General features: G+C 50.2%; 17 protein-coding genes. All 17 read right to left on the bottom strand.

Annotated features, from left to right (window positions below):
- Positions 1-2: 2 nt before the first annotated feature.
- Positions 3-920: a peptidoglycan DD-metalloendopeptidase family protein gene (locus AC3ZFK_RS06375; RefSeq protein ID WP_487507053.1), complete on the bottom strand. Its 918-nt coding sequence runs from the start codon at positions 918-920 to the stop codon at positions 3-5.
- A complete protein-coding gene (locus AC3ZFK_RS06370) occupies positions 920-1495 on the bottom strand; it encodes a YqaA family protein (protein ID WP_487507052.1) in 576 nt (191 codons plus the stop codon). The genes AC3ZFK_RS06375 and AC3ZFK_RS06370 overlap by 1 nt, the downstream gene beginning before the upstream one ends.
- Entirely contained in the window at positions 1495-2151 is a 657-nt protein-coding gene (locus AC3ZFK_RS06365; RefSeq protein ID WP_487507051.1) for a protein-L-isoaspartate(D-aspartate) O-methyltransferase, read from the bottom strand. The genes AC3ZFK_RS06370 and AC3ZFK_RS06365 overlap by 1 nt, the downstream gene beginning before the upstream one ends.
- On the bottom strand, positions 2148-2894 hold the full coding sequence (gene surE / locus AC3ZFK_RS06360) for a 5'/3'-nucleotidase SurE (protein ID WP_487507050.1): 747 nt from the start codon (positions 2892-2894) through the stop codon (positions 2148-2150). Before surE ends, AC3ZFK_RS06365 begins: the two co-directional genes overlap by 4 nt.
- Before the next feature lie 114 nt (positions 2895-3008).
- Complete coding sequence (pnp, locus tag AC3ZFK_RS06355; protein ID WP_487507049.1) at positions 3009-5084, bottom strand: polyribonucleotide nucleotidyltransferase; 2076 nt, start codon at positions 5082-5084, stop codon at positions 3009-3011.
- Between the two features lie 100 nt (positions 5085-5184).
- Positions 5185-5454 carry a 30S ribosomal protein S15 gene (gene rpsO / locus AC3ZFK_RS06350; protein ID WP_487507048.1) on the bottom strand — a complete coding sequence of 90 codons (270 nt, stop codon included), beginning with the start codon at positions 5452-5454 and terminating at the stop codon, positions 5185-5187.
- A gap of 218 nt (positions 5455-5672) precedes the next feature.
- Positions 5673-6593: a tRNA pseudouridine(55) synthase TruB gene (truB, locus tag AC3ZFK_RS06345; RefSeq protein ID WP_487507047.1), complete on the bottom strand. Its 921-nt coding sequence runs from the start codon at positions 6591-6593 to the stop codon at positions 5673-5675.
- Positions 6594-6595: 2 nt separating this feature from the next.
- Positions 6596-6979, bottom strand: a complete 384-nt coding sequence (gene rbfA, locus AC3ZFK_RS06340; protein ID WP_487507046.1) for a 30S ribosome-binding factor RbfA — start codon at positions 6977-6979, stop codon at positions 6596-6598.
- A gap of 25 nt (positions 6980-7004) precedes the next feature.
- Positions 7005-9536 (bottom strand): translation initiation factor IF-2, encoded by a 2532-nt coding sequence (gene infB / locus AC3ZFK_RS06335; protein ID WP_487507045.1) that lies wholly within the window; start codon positions 9534-9536, stop codon positions 7005-7007.
- Between the two features lie 26 nt (positions 9537-9562).
- The gene (gene nusA, locus AC3ZFK_RS06330; protein ID WP_487507044.1) at positions 9563-11107 is read right to left on the bottom strand and encodes a transcription termination factor NusA; all 1545 of its coding nucleotides are present in this window, start codon (positions 11105-11107) and stop codon (positions 9563-9565) included.
- Between the two features lie 202 nt (positions 11108-11309).
- Complete coding sequence (rimP, locus tag AC3ZFK_RS06325) at positions 11310-11759, bottom strand: ribosome maturation factor RimP (protein ID WP_487507043.1); 450 nt, start codon at positions 11757-11759, stop codon at positions 11310-11312.
- Between the two features lie 102 nt (positions 11760-11861).
- On the bottom strand, positions 11862-12143 hold the full coding sequence (locus AC3ZFK_RS06320; protein WP_487507042.1) for a type II toxin-antitoxin system RelE/ParE family toxin: 282 nt from the start codon (positions 12141-12143) through the stop codon (positions 11862-11864).
- Entirely contained in the window at positions 12140-12394 is a 255-nt protein-coding gene (locus AC3ZFK_RS06315; protein WP_487507041.1) for a type II toxin-antitoxin system Phd/YefM family antitoxin, read from the bottom strand. Before AC3ZFK_RS06315 ends, AC3ZFK_RS06320 begins: the two co-directional genes overlap by 4 nt.
- 97 nt (positions 12395-12491) lie before the next feature.
- Positions 12492-13454, bottom strand: a complete 963-nt coding sequence (locus AC3ZFK_RS06310; protein ID WP_487507040.1) for a transposase — start codon at positions 13452-13454, stop codon at positions 12492-12494.
- A 55-nt stretch (positions 13455-13509) separates the two neighbouring features.
- Positions 13510-13800, bottom strand: coding sequence for a hypothetical protein (locus AC3ZFK_RS06305; RefSeq protein WP_487507039.1), 291 nt, complete (start codon positions 13798-13800; stop codon positions 13510-13512).
- Positions 13790-14074: a BrnT family toxin gene (locus AC3ZFK_RS06300; RefSeq protein ID WP_487507038.1), complete on the bottom strand. Its 285-nt coding sequence runs from the start codon at positions 14072-14074 to the stop codon at positions 13790-13792. The genes AC3ZFK_RS06305 and AC3ZFK_RS06300 overlap by 11 nt, the downstream gene beginning before the upstream one ends.
- 153 nt (positions 14075-14227) lie before the next feature.
- Positions 14228-15199, bottom strand: a 972-nt coding sequence (locus tag AC3ZFK_RS06295; RefSeq protein ID WP_489433751.1) for a polysaccharide biosynthesis protein, incomplete at its 5' end; no start/stop codon positions are given.

The following is a 15199-nucleotide window of genomic DNA, read 5'->3' as shown; positions in this document are numbered from 1 at the left end:
ACCTACCTACCACTCCCTGAGAGTTTTGCCAGGTATCTCATTGGGTCAACCGGTTTTCCATTTTTTCTGACCTCGAAATGCAACTTCACCCGATCGGTACCACTCTTCCCCATTGCTGCGATCTGCTGACCAATTTTTACAACATCCCCCTCCCTAACCTGCAGCTGACTATTATGAGCATAGGCTGTCAATAGATTATTGTCATGCTTGATGATTAACAGCTTTCCATAACGCACCAGACCGGTGCCGCTATAGACCACCTTGCCATCACCTGCGGCAACAATTGGGTCACCCTCTCTACCACCAAACTCAACTCCTGTAACCCCCCTCTCTTTGGAGTACCGTTTAATAATTTTTCCAGATGAAGGGCGGCCCATGCTGGTTGCGGCAGAAGATCTACTAACTGCCGTTATCCTCTTGCTCGATTTTGATATCGGCTTTGGTTTTACCCCTGTTATCTGTCCGGCAGATAGCGCCGACCTCAACCTTAACTTCTGCCCCACATGAATCTGATAAGGTGACTTCAGGCTATTCCAGCGTGCCAGATTAGCCATTTTAATATTCAGCCTCTCTGCAATAACACTTAATGTATCTCCTGGTCTCACAATATAGTAATCACCAGTTACAGGCTGTGGTTTTGAGGATTGTGAGCTGTTTGGGTGCAGACGTAATTTCTGCCCCTTGTGGATTCTGTATGGAGAACTAATTCCATTCCACCTGGCCAGATCAAGATAATCCAGATCAAATTCCATAGCTATCATGTAGAGGCTGTCACCTGTACGCACTGTATAACTTTCCTGAATCTCTCCAATAAGATGGGTCTGATTAGAGACCGGAGATAGTGATGGACGACTGCTGCTGCAGCCCACCAGCAGGGAGACAACAACAAACAGGGGGATTATGGCTACTATCTGTCTCATCAATGTCGCAAGAAGTAGTAGATGGCTGCAAGTAGCACGGCAATCCATCCCAGACGAGACATCCAGCCACGCTCCATCTTGAGGAACTTTTCTCCTCCCCAGATAACAAATGCCGCCACCAGAAAGAAACGGGCGCCACGACCAATAAGTGAGGCCACCAAAAACAGTGGAAGCGACATGGCCAGCGCTCCAGCACTGATAGTAAACAGCTTGTATGGGATTGGTGAAAACCCGGCAAGGAAGATAATCCATATGCCCCACTCTGCAAACAGTGCCTTGGCGTGATCGTATGAATCCTGCAGCCCCCACTGCGCAATAAGTGGCTCAACCAGCTCCATTCCATAGAGCCCAATCAGGTAGCCGAAAACTCCGCCGAGCACCGAGGCAACCGTTACCAGAGTTGCATATCGCCATCCTCGAGAGGGGTGCGCCAGGGTCATTGGTGCAAGCAACACATCAGGTGGAACCGGAAAGAAACTGGACTCCGCAAAACTAAGACCTGCCAAAACAGGTTCGGCATGAGGGCGATCTGCCCAGACGGCAACCCTCTCATTCATTCTATTCATCCACTCCATTATCTTGCTCCTGACCTCATGGGCACAAACTTCACCCTCTCCAGAACCTCCTCTTCATACCCATCTACTGTTTTTGTCAGCTCCAAAAGTTTCTGCTCCTGCTTCTCTGGCCCTACTGGCACCACCATTCTTCCACCAATCTCCAGCTGTCCAAGAAGACGGGTGGGAATTCCTGCCGGTGCTGCAGTAACAATAATTGCGTCAAATGGAGCCTTCTCCTCCCACCCCACATGACCATCGTCCAGCTTCATCTCTACATTCAGAATTCCCATCTCGGCAAATCTATCCTGTGCCCTGCGAATCAATGCACCAATACGTTCTACAGTGTATACATGTGGTACAAGTTGCGCGAGGATTGCAGTCTGGTAGCCAGATCCGGTTCCGATCTCCAACACCCGTTTTGGGCGCCCATGACGCATCAGCGACTCCGTCATCAGGGCAACGATATAGGGCTGCGATATAGTCTGTTCATGGCCGATTGGCAACACCACATCATCGTAGGCCCGGTACGCCAGCGCCTCATCCACAAACTGGTGGCGAGGAACCGTCCGGATTGCATTCAGCACCTCAAGATCCGTGATCCCCTGCTTCTCCAGCTGACTTATAAGACGCTCTCTAACCCGACGTGAACGAAAGCCAACCTCATAGTTATTCATGAGAGCCACTGCTCCATTCCATCTATCATTGTGCGTTGTGTCAGGTCGGTATGAATTGGGGTTACCGAGATCCAGCCACTCTCTACAGCATGAAAATCTGTGCCATCTTCTCCATTTTCAGCTTTGCCTGCAGCGCCTACCCAATATATATCCTTGCCACGTGGATCCTTCATTTTTACCACTGGCTCTGAACGATGTCTTCTGCCAAGACATGTTGCCTTGAAACCATGAATCTCTTCCCAGGGAAGATTTGGCACATTTACATTAAGGATAGTCTCTGGCTCCAGAGGATGCTGTTTAAGTCTCTCCAGTATCTTCTCAACTGCAATAGCGGCAGATTCAAAATATTGACACTGGTCCTCCCTGCAGACCAGAGAGACCGCAATTGCCGGCAGCCCAAGAAAGCGCCCCTCCATGGCGGCGGCAACCGTACCTGAATAGAGCACATCATCTGCCATGTTGGCACCGGAATTTATTCCGGATACCACAATTTCCGGATCCTCATCCAGCAATCCTGTAAGTGCCAGATGAACCGAATCAGTCGGGGTGCCATCTACGGAGTAATCTCCGTTCTCATGGGTAAACAGGTGGAGAGGATGCTCCAGGGTCAACGAATTACTGGCGCCACTACGATTGCGATCAGGGGCAACTACTACTACCTCGTTGCTCTTGGCGAGATGTTTACGCAAGGTCTGCAGGCCGGTGGCATTTACACCATCATCATTACTAAGGAGGATTTTCATAAGGTATCGATTCTACAAAAAAAGGGACCCATCCGGGTCCCTTTTTTCTCTATGAAAGCTCTGATTAAGTCACTTCGTGACCCACTCAGATCTCCCAGATCTCCATCACAAGTTTTATACAGCCTTCATGCTCAGACGAATACGTCCCTGGCGATCAACCTCAAGCACCTTGACCTGAATTGTGTCACCCTCACTCAGATGGTCTCCAACCTTCTCGACCCGCTCTTCCGAAATCTGTGAGATGTGAACCAGGCCATCCTTGCCGGGAAGAATGTTTACGAATGCACCAAAGTCCATCAGCTTGACAACTTTGCCCTCATATATCTTGTTTACCTCAACATCGGCAACGATAGTCTCAATCCGCTTCTTCGCCTCATTGGCAGCCTCACCATCTGTTGCTGCAATCTTGATACTTCCATCGTCATCCAGATCAATCTTCACTCCGGTCTCTTCCTGGATGCCACGGATAACCACACCACCCTTACCGATTACATCACGAATCTTGTCAGGATCAATCTTCATGGTGAGATAACGTGGCGCAAACTCTGAAACCTCATCACGCGGTGTAGAGATAACTGCATTCATTTCACCAAGAATATGGAGACGTGCATCACGTGCCTGATCCAGTGCAATCTCCATGATCTCACGGGTGATTCCGGTAATCTTGATATCCATCTGCAGGGCTGTGATGCCCTCTTCAGTGCCGGCCACCTTAAAGTCCATATCACCCAGATGATCCTCATCACCAAGGATATCTGTCAGAACCGCAAACTCATCTCCCTCCTTGATAAGACCCATCGCAATACCTGCAACCGGAGCCTTCAGGGGAACACCTGCATCCATCATTGAGAGACTGCTGCCACAGACAGAGGCCATGGAGCTTGATCCATTGGATTCAGTAATCTCGGAAACCACTCGCAACGTGTATGGGAATTCATCATTACTTGGCACAACCGCCTGCACACCACGCTTGGCCAGCTTGCCATGACCAACCTCACGACGGCCCGGGCTGCCAACACGACCAGTCTCACCAACGGAGAATGGTGGGAAGTTGTACTGCAGCATGAACGGATCCTTAAAACTTCCTTCAAGCGCATCAATAATCTGGGCATCACGCTCGGTACCGAGTGTAGTTACTACCAGTGCCTGAGTCTCGCCACGGGTAAATAGTGCCGAACCGTGGGCACGAGGAATAACTCCTGTTTTTACATAAATTGGACGAACCGTTTTGGTGTCACGTCCATCAATTCGTGGGTTACCCTCAATAATACGACTACGTACTATCTTCTTCTCAAGCTTGCTGACTGCACCTTTAACGGTATCTGCATCCCACTCACTATCTTCAGTGGCCAGCTCTGCAACAATCTGGTCACGCACCTCGCCCATACGGCCGTAACGCTCCATCTTGTCTGCAATCTGGTAGGCCTCAGTTACACCCTCGGCACCTGCTGCTGCAACTGCATCGGTCAGGGCGCTATCTTCTGCGGCAGCCTCCCAATCCCACTGCTCTACACCAAGCTCTGCAACCATCTCGTTGATAGAGTTGATAACAACCTGCATCTGCTCATGACCAAACAGTACTGCCCCAAGCATTGCCTCTTCGGAGAGAATGTTTGCCTCGGACTCAACCATCAATACCGCATCTGCAGTACCGGCAACACTCAACTCCAGATCAGATCCCTCTTTCTCACTTGCTGTTGGGTTAAGAATATACTCACCATGGCTATAACCAACCTTGGCTGCACCAATAGGGCCCTGGAATGGAACCCCGGAAAGTGCCAGTGCTGCAGAGGTGCCGATCATTGCCGGAATCTCTGAATCTATCTCTTTATCAGAGGATATAACTGTCGCAATTACCTGCACCTCACTCATGAACCCCTTGGGGAATAGCGGACGAATTGGACGATCAATCAGACGCGAGGTCAGTGTCTCTTTTTCTGTAGGGCGACCCTCTCTGCGGAAGAAACCACCCGGGATCATTCCAGCAGCGTAAAATTTTTCCTGATAGTTAACAGTCAGAGGGAAAAAGTCGCGTCCCTCACGTGCCTCCTTTTCGGCAACAACAGTTACCAGAAGAACTGTATCCCCCATGCTAACCTTGACTGCACCAGATGCCTGACGGGCGATCTCACCTGTCTCTATTGTTACTGTCTGATTTCCGTATTCAAAACTCTTTATGATAGGTGTCATCTATTCTCTTCCCTGACCCATAATGGCTGACCCATAATGGCTAATGGATGCTAGTAAAACAGGGCCCATCCCCGTTTCAATGTAATTAATAATTCTGCGCTTATCGACGCAGACCGAGATCTGCAACCAGCTTGGTGTAACGACCACCATCACTACTCTTCAGATAATCAAGTAACTTTCTGCGCTGATTAACCATCTTCAGCAGCCCCTGACGGGAGTGGTGATCCTTGTTGTGCTCCTTGAAGTGCCCGGTAAGATCCTGGATTCGTGCTGTAAGTAGCGCGACCTGAACCTCTGGTGATCCGGTATCACCCTCTGTACGCTGATATTTCTGAACAATCTCGCTTTTTTGCTCTGCATTCACTGACATAACTCTATTAACTCCATAACCGCCGTCCAGATTTGAACGACTCTAAAAAAATGCTCACGACTTAAAAATGAAAGGTGCGTATTTTATCGATGCAGGCCCAACTCCACAAGGAATATCTGATAAATCATGAGGGGGTCAGGTCTGCGTTTTTACTGTTATTTGATACGATCATCAAATAACAGTAAAAACGCAGACCTGACCCCCTTGCCTGTTCTTAACTATGAAACCAACCTTCTTGGGGCCACTCGGCCATCATCAATAATCTCGCCCACTCCAACAAACTTTTCCACATCATCATAGATACGAACCCAGCCATCCTCTGGCGCACCAGAGACCTGTATCGGTTGTCCCTGACGAATATAGTAACTACTATCCCTGTCCAGCTGAACCTTGTCGTAATCCTCTACAGCGCTATCGAGAGATAACAGGCGGCTATCCAGCCCTCTGTTTCCATCTGCCTCTCTGATCTCTTCCAGCTCCTCAATAGTCAGAAGGTCATCTTCCTTATATGGTCCCAACGTGGTTCTACGCAGCTCTGCTACATGAGCACCACATCCGATGATCTCACCAATATCCTCAACCAGGGTACGAATATATGTACCCTTGGAGCAGTGCACACTTATGGTCATCCGCTCTTTATCTGCATCAAGCCCAATAAAATCGAGAGCATAAATAGTCACCTGTCGAGGCTCCCGCTCAATCTCAATCCCCTGGTGAGCCAGTTTATAGAGGGGCTGACCATTAACCTTGATGGCTGAGTGCATTGGCGGAATCTGTTCGATATCACCTCTGAACTGCTCCAGTGCGTTTTTGATTATCTCTTCACTAACACCCTCAACCGGGCGCTCACTGACCACCTCGCCCTCGGAATCACCTGAACGGGTAACCACGCCAAGCTGACACTCTGCCACATAACTCTTGTCGGCATTCAGCAGAAATCCAGAGAACTTTGTCGCCTCTCCCAGGCAAATTGGCAAGATACCTGTAGCAATTGGATCAAGGCTCCCTGTATGTCCCGCCTTCTTCGCGAAGAAAAGATGCTTTACTCGCTGCAGTGCACCATTGGAGGTAATACCTGCCGGCTTATCCAGTAGCAGGATTCCAGAGACATTGCGCCCCTTGCGGTTTCTTCTTCCCATAACTACTGCTCTTCCTGACGCCCAGAAGGGTGTCTGGAGTTATCCTCGGCCACAACCTTGTCAATCAATGACTCCATGTCGCTACCATACTCAACTGACGTATCATGTCTGAAATGCAATAGCGGTACGGTTCGCAACTGCAGACTCTTGCTCAATCTTGAACGCAAAAATCCTGCCGAATGATCCAGTGCTTGCAGCGTCTCTTCCACCGAACTACCTTCACCAAACAGAGTAAAGTAGACCGTTGCATGAGAGAAGTCAGAGGTGACATTGACTGCGGTGATTGTTACCCAGCCCACTCTGGGATCCCTCAACTCACGTTGAATAAGTTCACCTAAAGTGCGTTTTACCTGCTCGCCAACCCGACGAGTACGTTCATTATTCATTGCCAACCAGCTCTTGATTCGTCAACTACAAGGTTCTCGCAACCTCTACACGCTCGAAGACCTCAATCTGATCTCCCGCCTTCACATCGTTATAGCTCTTCACCCCGATACCACACTCTGTTCCAGCACGAACCTCGCTGACATCATCCTTGAATCTGCGCAGCGACTCCAGCTCACCCTCGTAGATTACGATATTGTCACGTAATACACGGATCGGACTGTTTCTCTTGACCACACCCTCAGAGACCATACATCCCGCAATGGCACCAAGTTTTGGAGAGCGGAAGACATCACGTACCTCTGCAAGGCCGACAATCTCCTCCTTGAAGTCTGGAGAGAGCATTCCCTCCATTGCGCGCTTGATTTCATCAATCGCATCATAGATAACGCTGTAGTAGTGGAGATCAATCCCCTCTGACTCAATCAGCTTCTTGGCAGTTGCATCGGCACGTACATTAAAGCCGATCACAATCGCATTGGACGCTACCGCAAGATTGGCATCCGACTCATTAATTCCACCAACTCCAGAAGAGACTACCTTCACCTTCACCTCATCTGTAGAGAGCTTGTTAAGTGCATCACCCAGCGCCTCTGCAGAGCCATGGACATCTGCCTTGATAAGAATATTAACAGTTGAGGTCTCACCATCCTGCATATGTTCAAACATACGATCCAGGCTAGCCTGTTTCTGTTGAGCCAGGCGAATATCACGATATTTGCCCTGACGGAAATTGGCAATCTCTCGAGCCTTGCGCTCATTAGGGACCACAATAGCCTCCTCACCAGCCTCTGGAACTCCAGAGAGGCCAAGAACCTCAACCGGAGTAGATGGTCCAGCCTCGCTCAATAGTTCGCCATGCTCATCCATCATTGCACGAACACGACCATACTCACGACCAGCCAACAGAATATCACCCTTACGCATGGTGCCACTCTGCACCATCACTGTTGCCACAGCACCACGACCCTTATCAACCCTGGACTCAACCACATTACCCTTTGCCGGCGCATCGGTTACCGCAGTCAATTCCAGCATTTCGGACTGCAGGATGATTCCATCCAATAGATCATCAACACCCTCACCGGTGTGAGCAGATACATTCACAAACAAGACATCACCGCCCCAATCATCAGGAACTACATCCTTGCTTGCCAGTTCACTCTTGACTCGTTCAGGATCAGCCTCTGGCTTGTCAATCTTGTTAACCGCAATAATTAGTGGCGCATCTGCCGCCTTGGCATGTTGAATTGCCTCCTCTGTCTGAGGCATTACCCCATCATCAGCTGCAACCACCAACACAACAATATCTGTCACCTTGGCTCCACGAGCACGCATAGCAGTAAAGGCGGCGTGCCCCGGAGTATCCAAAAACGCAATCTCTCCTTTTGGTGTAGCCACACGGTAGGCACCAATATGCTGAGTAATGCCTCCAGCCTCACTATCTGTTACCTGAGACTCACGAATGTAATCCAGAAGCGAGGTCTTTCCATGATCAACATGACCCATGATTGTCACAACCGGAGCACGCTGAACCTCATCTCCTGCATGCTCTTCCGTAACCATAAGCTCCTCTTCCAGAGCATTCTCTTTCATCAACACAGGAGTATGTCCAAGCTCTTCCACCAGCAGGGATGCTGTCTCCTGATCAATTACCTGATTGATGGTTGCCATAGTTCCAAGGTTCATCATCACCTTGATAAGCTCAGCCGCCTTGGTGGACATTTTTTGCGCAAGATCACCAACAGTTATGGTTTCTGGAACCTGCACCTCCAGTACAACTGGTGCTGTTGGCTTGGTAAAACCATGCTCTGTCTCCATCTCCACCTTGGGTGCGCGTCTACCCTTTGCACCCTTCTTCTGTTTCTTGCGCCCTGACTTGCCAGCAGCAACATGAAGCTCCTTGCGACCATAACGCGTTGGCTGCTTTTTGCCGGATTTTTTTCTGCCCGATGACTCTTTCTCATCCTCGCGCTTCTTTTCTGCAGCCTTTGCTGCTACCAGGCGAGCCTGCTCATCAAGAATTCTACGCTCTTCATTCTCTCGAACCTTCTTCTCTGCCTCTTCTTTCTCTCGTCGAACTGCCTCCTCACGTGCAAGCTCTTCATCCTCTTTTTTCTTAAGCTGGTGTTGGCGACGATTTTCGTCCTGCTGCAGGCGCAGGCGCTCCTCTTCAGCGCGCCTCTCACGTTCTATTTTCTGTTTATCTTCTGCTTCCCTACTCTGCTCCTCTGCAGCTACAGGATCTATCGGCTTTGTAATTGTCCGTTTTTTACGAACCTCTACATTAACGCTTCTACTGGTAGAGGAACGTGCTCCACCACCAACCTTCAGGGTTGCTGTTGATCTTTTCTTGAGTGTTACTTTTTTCTTTGATTCTGCAGATCCCCCACCACCATGGGATCCTCTGAGGAAGCCGAGAAGTTTCATCTTCTCATCATCAGAGATCTCATCGTCTACACTGCTCTTTGAAATGCCCGCAGTAGCGAGCTGTTCAAGCAGGCGATCCGCTGGAATTTTTACGACCTCAGCAAACTGAGAAATTGTTACCTGTGACATGGCTCTGCCTCTCCTTACCTTACCGCTTATGCTTCAGCCTGTTTCTCGGCGTTCTGTTCAATTTCCTGCTCATCAGCAAACCATGGCTCTCTTGCCTTCATGATCAGCTCTGATCCGCGCTCTGCTGTAAGCTCAAGACCTTCAAGATCCATTAGCTCATCAGTAGCCTGCTCAGCCAGATCCTCCGCAGTTATAATGCCATGCGCTGCCAGCTTGTACGCCAGCTGCTCATCCATCCCCTCAAGCTCAAGCAGATCCTGCGCCGGGGCTCGCCCCTCCAGAACCTCTTCGTGCGAGATTGCACGGGTCAACAGATAATCACGGGCACGGTTACGAAGCTCGGCAACGATATCCTCGTCAAACTCCTCAATTGCCATCATATCTGTCTCATCAACGTAGGCAATCTCCTCGACCCCACTAAACCCTTCCTGAACCAGAATTGCTGCCACGTCCTCGTCTACATCAAGCTGCTCCATCAACCTCTTCTGAATATCTGCCGCCTCGGACTCCGCCTTGGTATCGAACTCCTCCTCACTCATAACATTAAGCGTCCAGCCGGTCAGCTCACTGGCAAGACGGATGTTCTGTCCACCGCGACCAATCGCCTGGGAGAGGTTATCCTCCTCCACCGCAATATCCATCGAGTGCTTGTCCTCGTCTACCACCACAGAGACCACCTCTGCCGGAGACATGGCGTTAATGACAAACTGTGCCTCATTCTCATCCCATGGCACGATATCAACTCGCTCGCCGGCCAACTCATTAGAGACCGCCTGCACCCGTGATCCACGGATACCAACACATGCCCCTACCGGATCAACCCGACGATCCAGACTGTGGACTGCAATCTTGGCACGTGAACCAGGGTCACGAGCAGCCCCCTTCAACTCTATCAACCCGTCACTGATCTCTGGAACCTCCAGAGTAAACAGCTCTACCAGTACCTCTGGTGCAACCCGACTTACCACCAGTTGCGGGCCGCGCTGCTCGGTCTGGATCTCCATCAGGCAGCCACGTAGTCGATCACCCGGGCGCACCGGATCACGTGGAATCTGGTGCTCCCGAGGAATTACCGCCTCGGCATTGCCGCCAAGATCGATAATTGCACTGCCGCGATCCATCCGCTTGACGATGCCGCCCAGTAGCTCACCAACTCGCTCCTGATACTCGGCAGCGACCTTCTCTCTTTCAGCCTCTCTAACCTTCTGGAAGATAACCTGCTTGGCAGCCTGCGCGGCGATACGGCCAAACTCAACCGAGGCGATAGGTTTTTCAATAAATTCACCCGGCTTGATTTCTGGGTCCTCCTCAACCGCATCAATCAGCCATAACTGAGCATCCGGGTACTCCATCTCGATACCTGGCTCATCTCCATCCAGCACCTCCCAGGTCTGGAAGGTCTCATACTCGCCAGTCTCACGATCAATCGCAACACGAACACCGATATCCTCACTATGCTTTTTCTTGGTTGCCATCGCCAGCGCCGCCTCCAGCGCCTGGAAAATAACCTCCCTGCTGATATCCTTCTCATTGGAGACAACCTCAACAACCTGCAGAATTTCCTTACTCATAACACAACTCTCTATCTGTAAACCCCGGCCGCTGCCGGTGAAAAAAACATAAAAAAAGGCCGATCTCATCAAAAAGATCGGCCTTTTTGTGATTTGGTAGCGGGTACCACATACAACTCCCACTCCCCAACTTGGCGCGAATTTTACAGCTTATCCCCCCTTTTTCAACCATTTTTTAAACATCGGGGACAAACATCTCCTTTTACGCTACCAGGTGTGCCTTATCAATCTGTAGCAGAGGTATGCGGAAGCTCTCTTCCCCGATTTCAACCACCACATCCCCCTCTTCAACCCCCTTCAGAACCCCCTCAAACTTGCGTCTGCCATCAATTGGGCACGAGGTTCGTACAAAGACCATGTTGCCGGCAAAACGGACATAGTGCTCCTCAACAAAGAGAGGGCGCTCCAGTCCCGGGGAGGAGATCTCCAGGTTATAGTGACCATTCAGTGGATCCTCAATATCCAGCAGCGCACTAAGCTGGTGACTCACCTCGGTACAGTCATCCAGGGTAATCCCATCTTTGTGGTCAATAAAGATCCGCAGAATAGAGTGCTTGCCCTGCGGCAGGTACTCAATCCCAACCAGCTCGTAACCCAGCCCCTCTACTACAGGAGCAATGAGTGTATGTAACTTCTCGCGTATAGTCGCCATCTCTGTTTCAGCCGCCTAATAAAAAAGGGCGATCTTATCAAAAAGAGCCGCCTTTATGCAGAATCGGGGTCAGGCTTTCCTTGTTTCCTTATTTAATTTACACTACTGGCGATACACATCATCATGCGTGCCGACATTGACAGGGATAATCTCATGATCATCCACCAAGAACTCCAATGTAATACGGTAGCTGATATTAATGGAGACAGAGTGCACTCCTGCCAACCTCCCCTCCAAGGCATGTAACCGCAATGACCGGTGATATGGGTCCAACTCTAGCAGTTGCAATGTTTTTAGATATTGACTCCTCAGCTCCGGATGTTTTTTGAGTAATTTTCTTGCCCGTCTACTATAACTCTCACTGAAAACCAGTGAATAACTCACTCGCCAGCCACCCGAGCCAGATGTGCTTCAGCCGTTTCACGTACAAAATCACCGTTTTCCAGATCACGGCGCACCTCTAACAGGGCCGCCTCCAACTCCATCTCACGCAGATAACGATACTGCTCCAGATGCATCACCACATACTGCTCCTTACCGCGCACAGTAATCACCACCTCTGGCTCAACAAGCAGCCCCTCTTCAAGGGCAGAGACACCCCTGGTTTTCAGATCATTCGCTGCAATCGTATTCATAACAACCTCCTTAATCGTACTGTTAATAATACTATCACAAACATACAGAGCACTCAACGAAATACAATAGGGAAACAAGGAAAGCCTGACCCCTGCTCTACAATAAGCGAAGCCTGACCCCGACCTCATCCACTTTGGTTTGCAGGGCTGGGTTTCTGGCTATTTTTCCACGCAGGGCTTTAACCTGTCTGCTCAGGGTTGGGAGATCTCTCTGCAACTGTTTAGAAATTTCAGTGAGCGTCAGAGCACAGTCATCCATACCAACCAGCGCAGTCACGGCTCTTGCCTCTGCAAGGTCTCTTGCACGGCTTGCTCCAGTCACCTCCCAGGCTTCCAGTTGAAACACTTCGGCAACAACCTCCACCACCTCTTGCGGGGTCACCTCTGGCGGGGTCAGGCTTCGCTTATTGTTGTTATTTCCTGTTTTAGCCTCTATATTGCTGACGAAGCGCTCCCCACCGAGGATTCTTCCCTGTTCGCTACCGTTACACAGTTGACGGTCCATCTCCTCCTTCACGGGGTGCCCCATGAATTCAAGGTAGTTGTTTCTAGCTGCAACTGTCTCTTCTCCGAACTGACCCAGCCCCCAATCCATGGTCAGCCAAGGAGGTGCGGCTGCGATACCACTGTACGCACGATGACTACTGTGTGGGTAGTCTGCAGAATCTGTCACCAGATTGGCCCGAACCGGGTTGAGGTGGATGTAGCGGATCAGCTCCAGCAGGTATTGATCACTGTCGATGAGTATATCTTTGTAGCGCCCTTGAAAGAGGTGCCCCACCCTGTCGTGGCGGTGGTTAAACCAGACGGTGTAACGTTGTGACAGGCTCTGCATCAGTTTTGAGAGCGGTATCTTACCTACCTGCAGCGCCAGATGGAGATGATTTTTCATCCAGCAGTATGCGTGTAGTTTGACTTGGTGCGCCTCTAACCCTTGCGCCAGAATCTTCTCAAACTGCTGGTACTCTACCGCCTCAGTAAAGATCGTCTGTTTGGCATTACCACGGAGCATCACATGGTAGAGCGCCCCTGGGTAGTGGATTCTTGGTTTTCTTGCCATCTAACGATAATGCCACTGAATAACAACCACAACAAGGAAAGCCTGACCCCGCTGTTTACCTCTCCTGTAGAAGGCCGTTTGCATATTGATGCACAATCGATGCGATCAACGTCTGATAAGGCATTCCTTTTTCTGAGGCGATGGTACGTATACGCATCAAATCTCGCTTGTAAAAACGTATGCTCTTCACTTCTCGCTTGCCAAGAGAGTTAGATGCTGCCTCTCTTAGTCTGGAAAGCTGATCTGGCTGATCTATAGATGACTGAAACTCTCCACGATCTACAGCCTCCATCAACTCTCTCTCCTCATCATCAAAATAAGAAGGATTATCTATTTTATTTTTCATCGTACTGCCTCAAATAAAGTTTTGTCATGGATCGGCTAGGGTACATTGTTTTTAGGTAATACCCCTCTTCACATTCAACATAAGGAACCACATACGCATAACCATCTAGCTCGATAACAATAATTCTCTGATGAGAAAATTTCTCTTGATTAGGATGTGAAAGCTCATCAAGGACGCGATCATCCATAAATGCCAACTCTACCTCTTCAAAAGAGATGCCGCGTTTTTCCTTCAACCACCTATTTTTCTCACTACTCCACTCAAAAACCTTCAAGCCATTGCCCTCTTGTATACCTCTATTGTATATCTTCTGTAGCTACAGTCAACAGCCAGCAACCGCGTTCAATACAATCTTCAAACTAATAAACAAGTTCGGCGTTTGACTCTCCTTTACACAAACAACCACAACAAGGAAAGCCTGACCCCGCTATGCAGTCTGTTCACGATAGACCCAATCTGCGATCTCCTCCTCTGGCTGGTACCCTTTCACTAGACGTTGCAGCAGTCCACGGATCATCTCTACATCGTTGTTCTCGGCGGCAATCTGCAGGGTGTGGAGCTGGGGTTGCAGTTCACTCCAGGGGATAAACTCTTCATGCGCCTTCATGATTCTAGGGTGCATGGTGGGCATGGGGTTGTCCCCAATCAACAACTCCTCATAGAGCTTCTCCCCCGGTCTCAGGCCGGTAATCTTGATCTCGATATCCCCCTCCGGGTGGGCCTCATCTTTTACCCGATATCCGGATAGCTCCACCATGCGGCGGGCCAGGTCGTAGATTTTGACCGGTTCGCCCATATCCAGCACAAAGAGCTCTGCTGCATCAATCTCTGCTACATCAGGCTGGTTGATGGGGAGCTTATCATAACTACAACAAGGCAAGCCTGACCCCGCTGTTGTCATTGCGCCGGCCTGCATCACTAGCTGGGCTGCCTCGGGGATGGTCATGAAGTAGCGGATGATATCCTGATGGGTCAGGGTGATGGGGCCACCATTGCGGATCTGCCGGCGGAACAGGGGTACCACAGAACCGGAGGAGCCCAGCACGTTTCCAAACCGCACCATGGAGAGGGCGGTCTTTCGGGGCACCTCCATTGGCGGTAGATCACTCCCCAGCGCCTCAAAAACCGGGCGCTTCTCGGCAACTAATGCCTGCAACAGCATCTCCGCCACCCGTTTGGAGGCCCCCATGGTGTTGGTGGGGCGTACCGCTTTGTCGGTGCTGATAAAGACGAGGCTCTCCACCTCCTGCACCATCGCTGTTTTCACCAGCGTCAATGTGCCCAATATATTGTTTTTAATGGACTCTGCCATCGACCGCTCAACCATGGGGACATGTTTAAAGGCCGCGGCGTGGTAGATCGTATTCACCTTCCAGGTCTGCAGCACCTCACTCAAGCG

The organism is Candidatus Thiopontia autotrophica (assembly GCF_982804495.1).
The sequence above is the reverse complement of the archived record's forward strand: the minus strand, read 5'-3'. Positions and strand labels throughout refer to the sequence as shown.

What these genes read in the sequence shown, in the direction of transcription:
- AC3ZFK_RS06375 (WP_487507053.1), bottom strand. Translation starts at nt 920, where the DNA reads ATGAGACAGATAGTAGCCATAATCCCCCTGTTTGTTGTTGTCTCCCTG.
- surE (WP_487507050.1), bottom strand. Translation starts at nt 2,894, where the DNA reads ATGAAAATCCTCCTTAGTAATGATGATGGTGTAAATGCCACCGGCCTG.
- rpsO (WP_487507048.1), bottom strand. Translation starts at nt 5,454, where the DNA reads ATGTCAGTGAATGCAGAGCAAAAAAGCGAGATTGTTCAGAAATATCAG.
- nusA (WP_487507044.1), bottom strand. Translation starts at nt 11,107, where the DNA reads ATGAGTAAGGAAATTCTGCAGGTTGTTGAGGTTGTCTCCAATGAGAAG.
- AC3ZFK_RS06365 (WP_487507051.1), bottom strand. Translation starts at nt 2,151, where the DNA reads ATGAATAACTATGAGGTTGGCTTTCGTTCACGTCGGGTTAGAGAGCGT.
- infB (WP_487507045.1), bottom strand. Translation starts at nt 9,536, where the DNA reads ATGTCACAGGTAACAATTTCTCAGTTTGCTGAGGTCGTAAAAATTCCA.
- pnp (WP_487507049.1), bottom strand. Translation starts at nt 5,084, where the DNA reads ATGACACCTATCATAAAGAGTTTTGAATACGGAAATCAGACAGTAACA.
- AC3ZFK_RS06370 (WP_487507052.1), bottom strand. Translation starts at nt 1,495, where the DNA reads ATGGAGTGGATGAATAGAATGAATGAGAGGGTTGCCGTCTGGGCAGAT.
- AC3ZFK_RS06305 (WP_487507039.1), bottom strand. Translation starts at nt 13,800, where the DNA reads ATGAAAAATAAAATAGATAATCCTTCTTATTTTGATGATGAGGAGAGA.
- AC3ZFK_RS06310 (WP_487507040.1), bottom strand. Translation starts at nt 13,454, where the DNA reads ATGGCAAGAAAACCAAGAATCCACTACCCAGGGGCGCTCTACCATGTG.
- rimP (WP_487507043.1), bottom strand. Translation starts at nt 11,759, where the DNA reads ATGGCGACTATACGCGAGAAGTTACATACACTCATTGCTCCTGTAGTA.
- AC3ZFK_RS06315 (WP_487507041.1), bottom strand. Translation starts at nt 12,394, where the DNA reads ATGAATACGATTGCAGCGAATGATCTGAAAACCAGGGGTGTCTCTGCC.
- truB (WP_487507047.1), bottom strand. Translation starts at nt 6,593, where the DNA reads ATGGGAAGAAGAAACCGCAAGGGGCGCAATGTCTCTGGAATCCTGCTA.
- rbfA (WP_487507046.1), bottom strand. Translation starts at nt 6,979, where the DNA reads ATGAATAATGAACGTACTCGTCGGGTTGGCGAGCAGGTAAAACGCACT.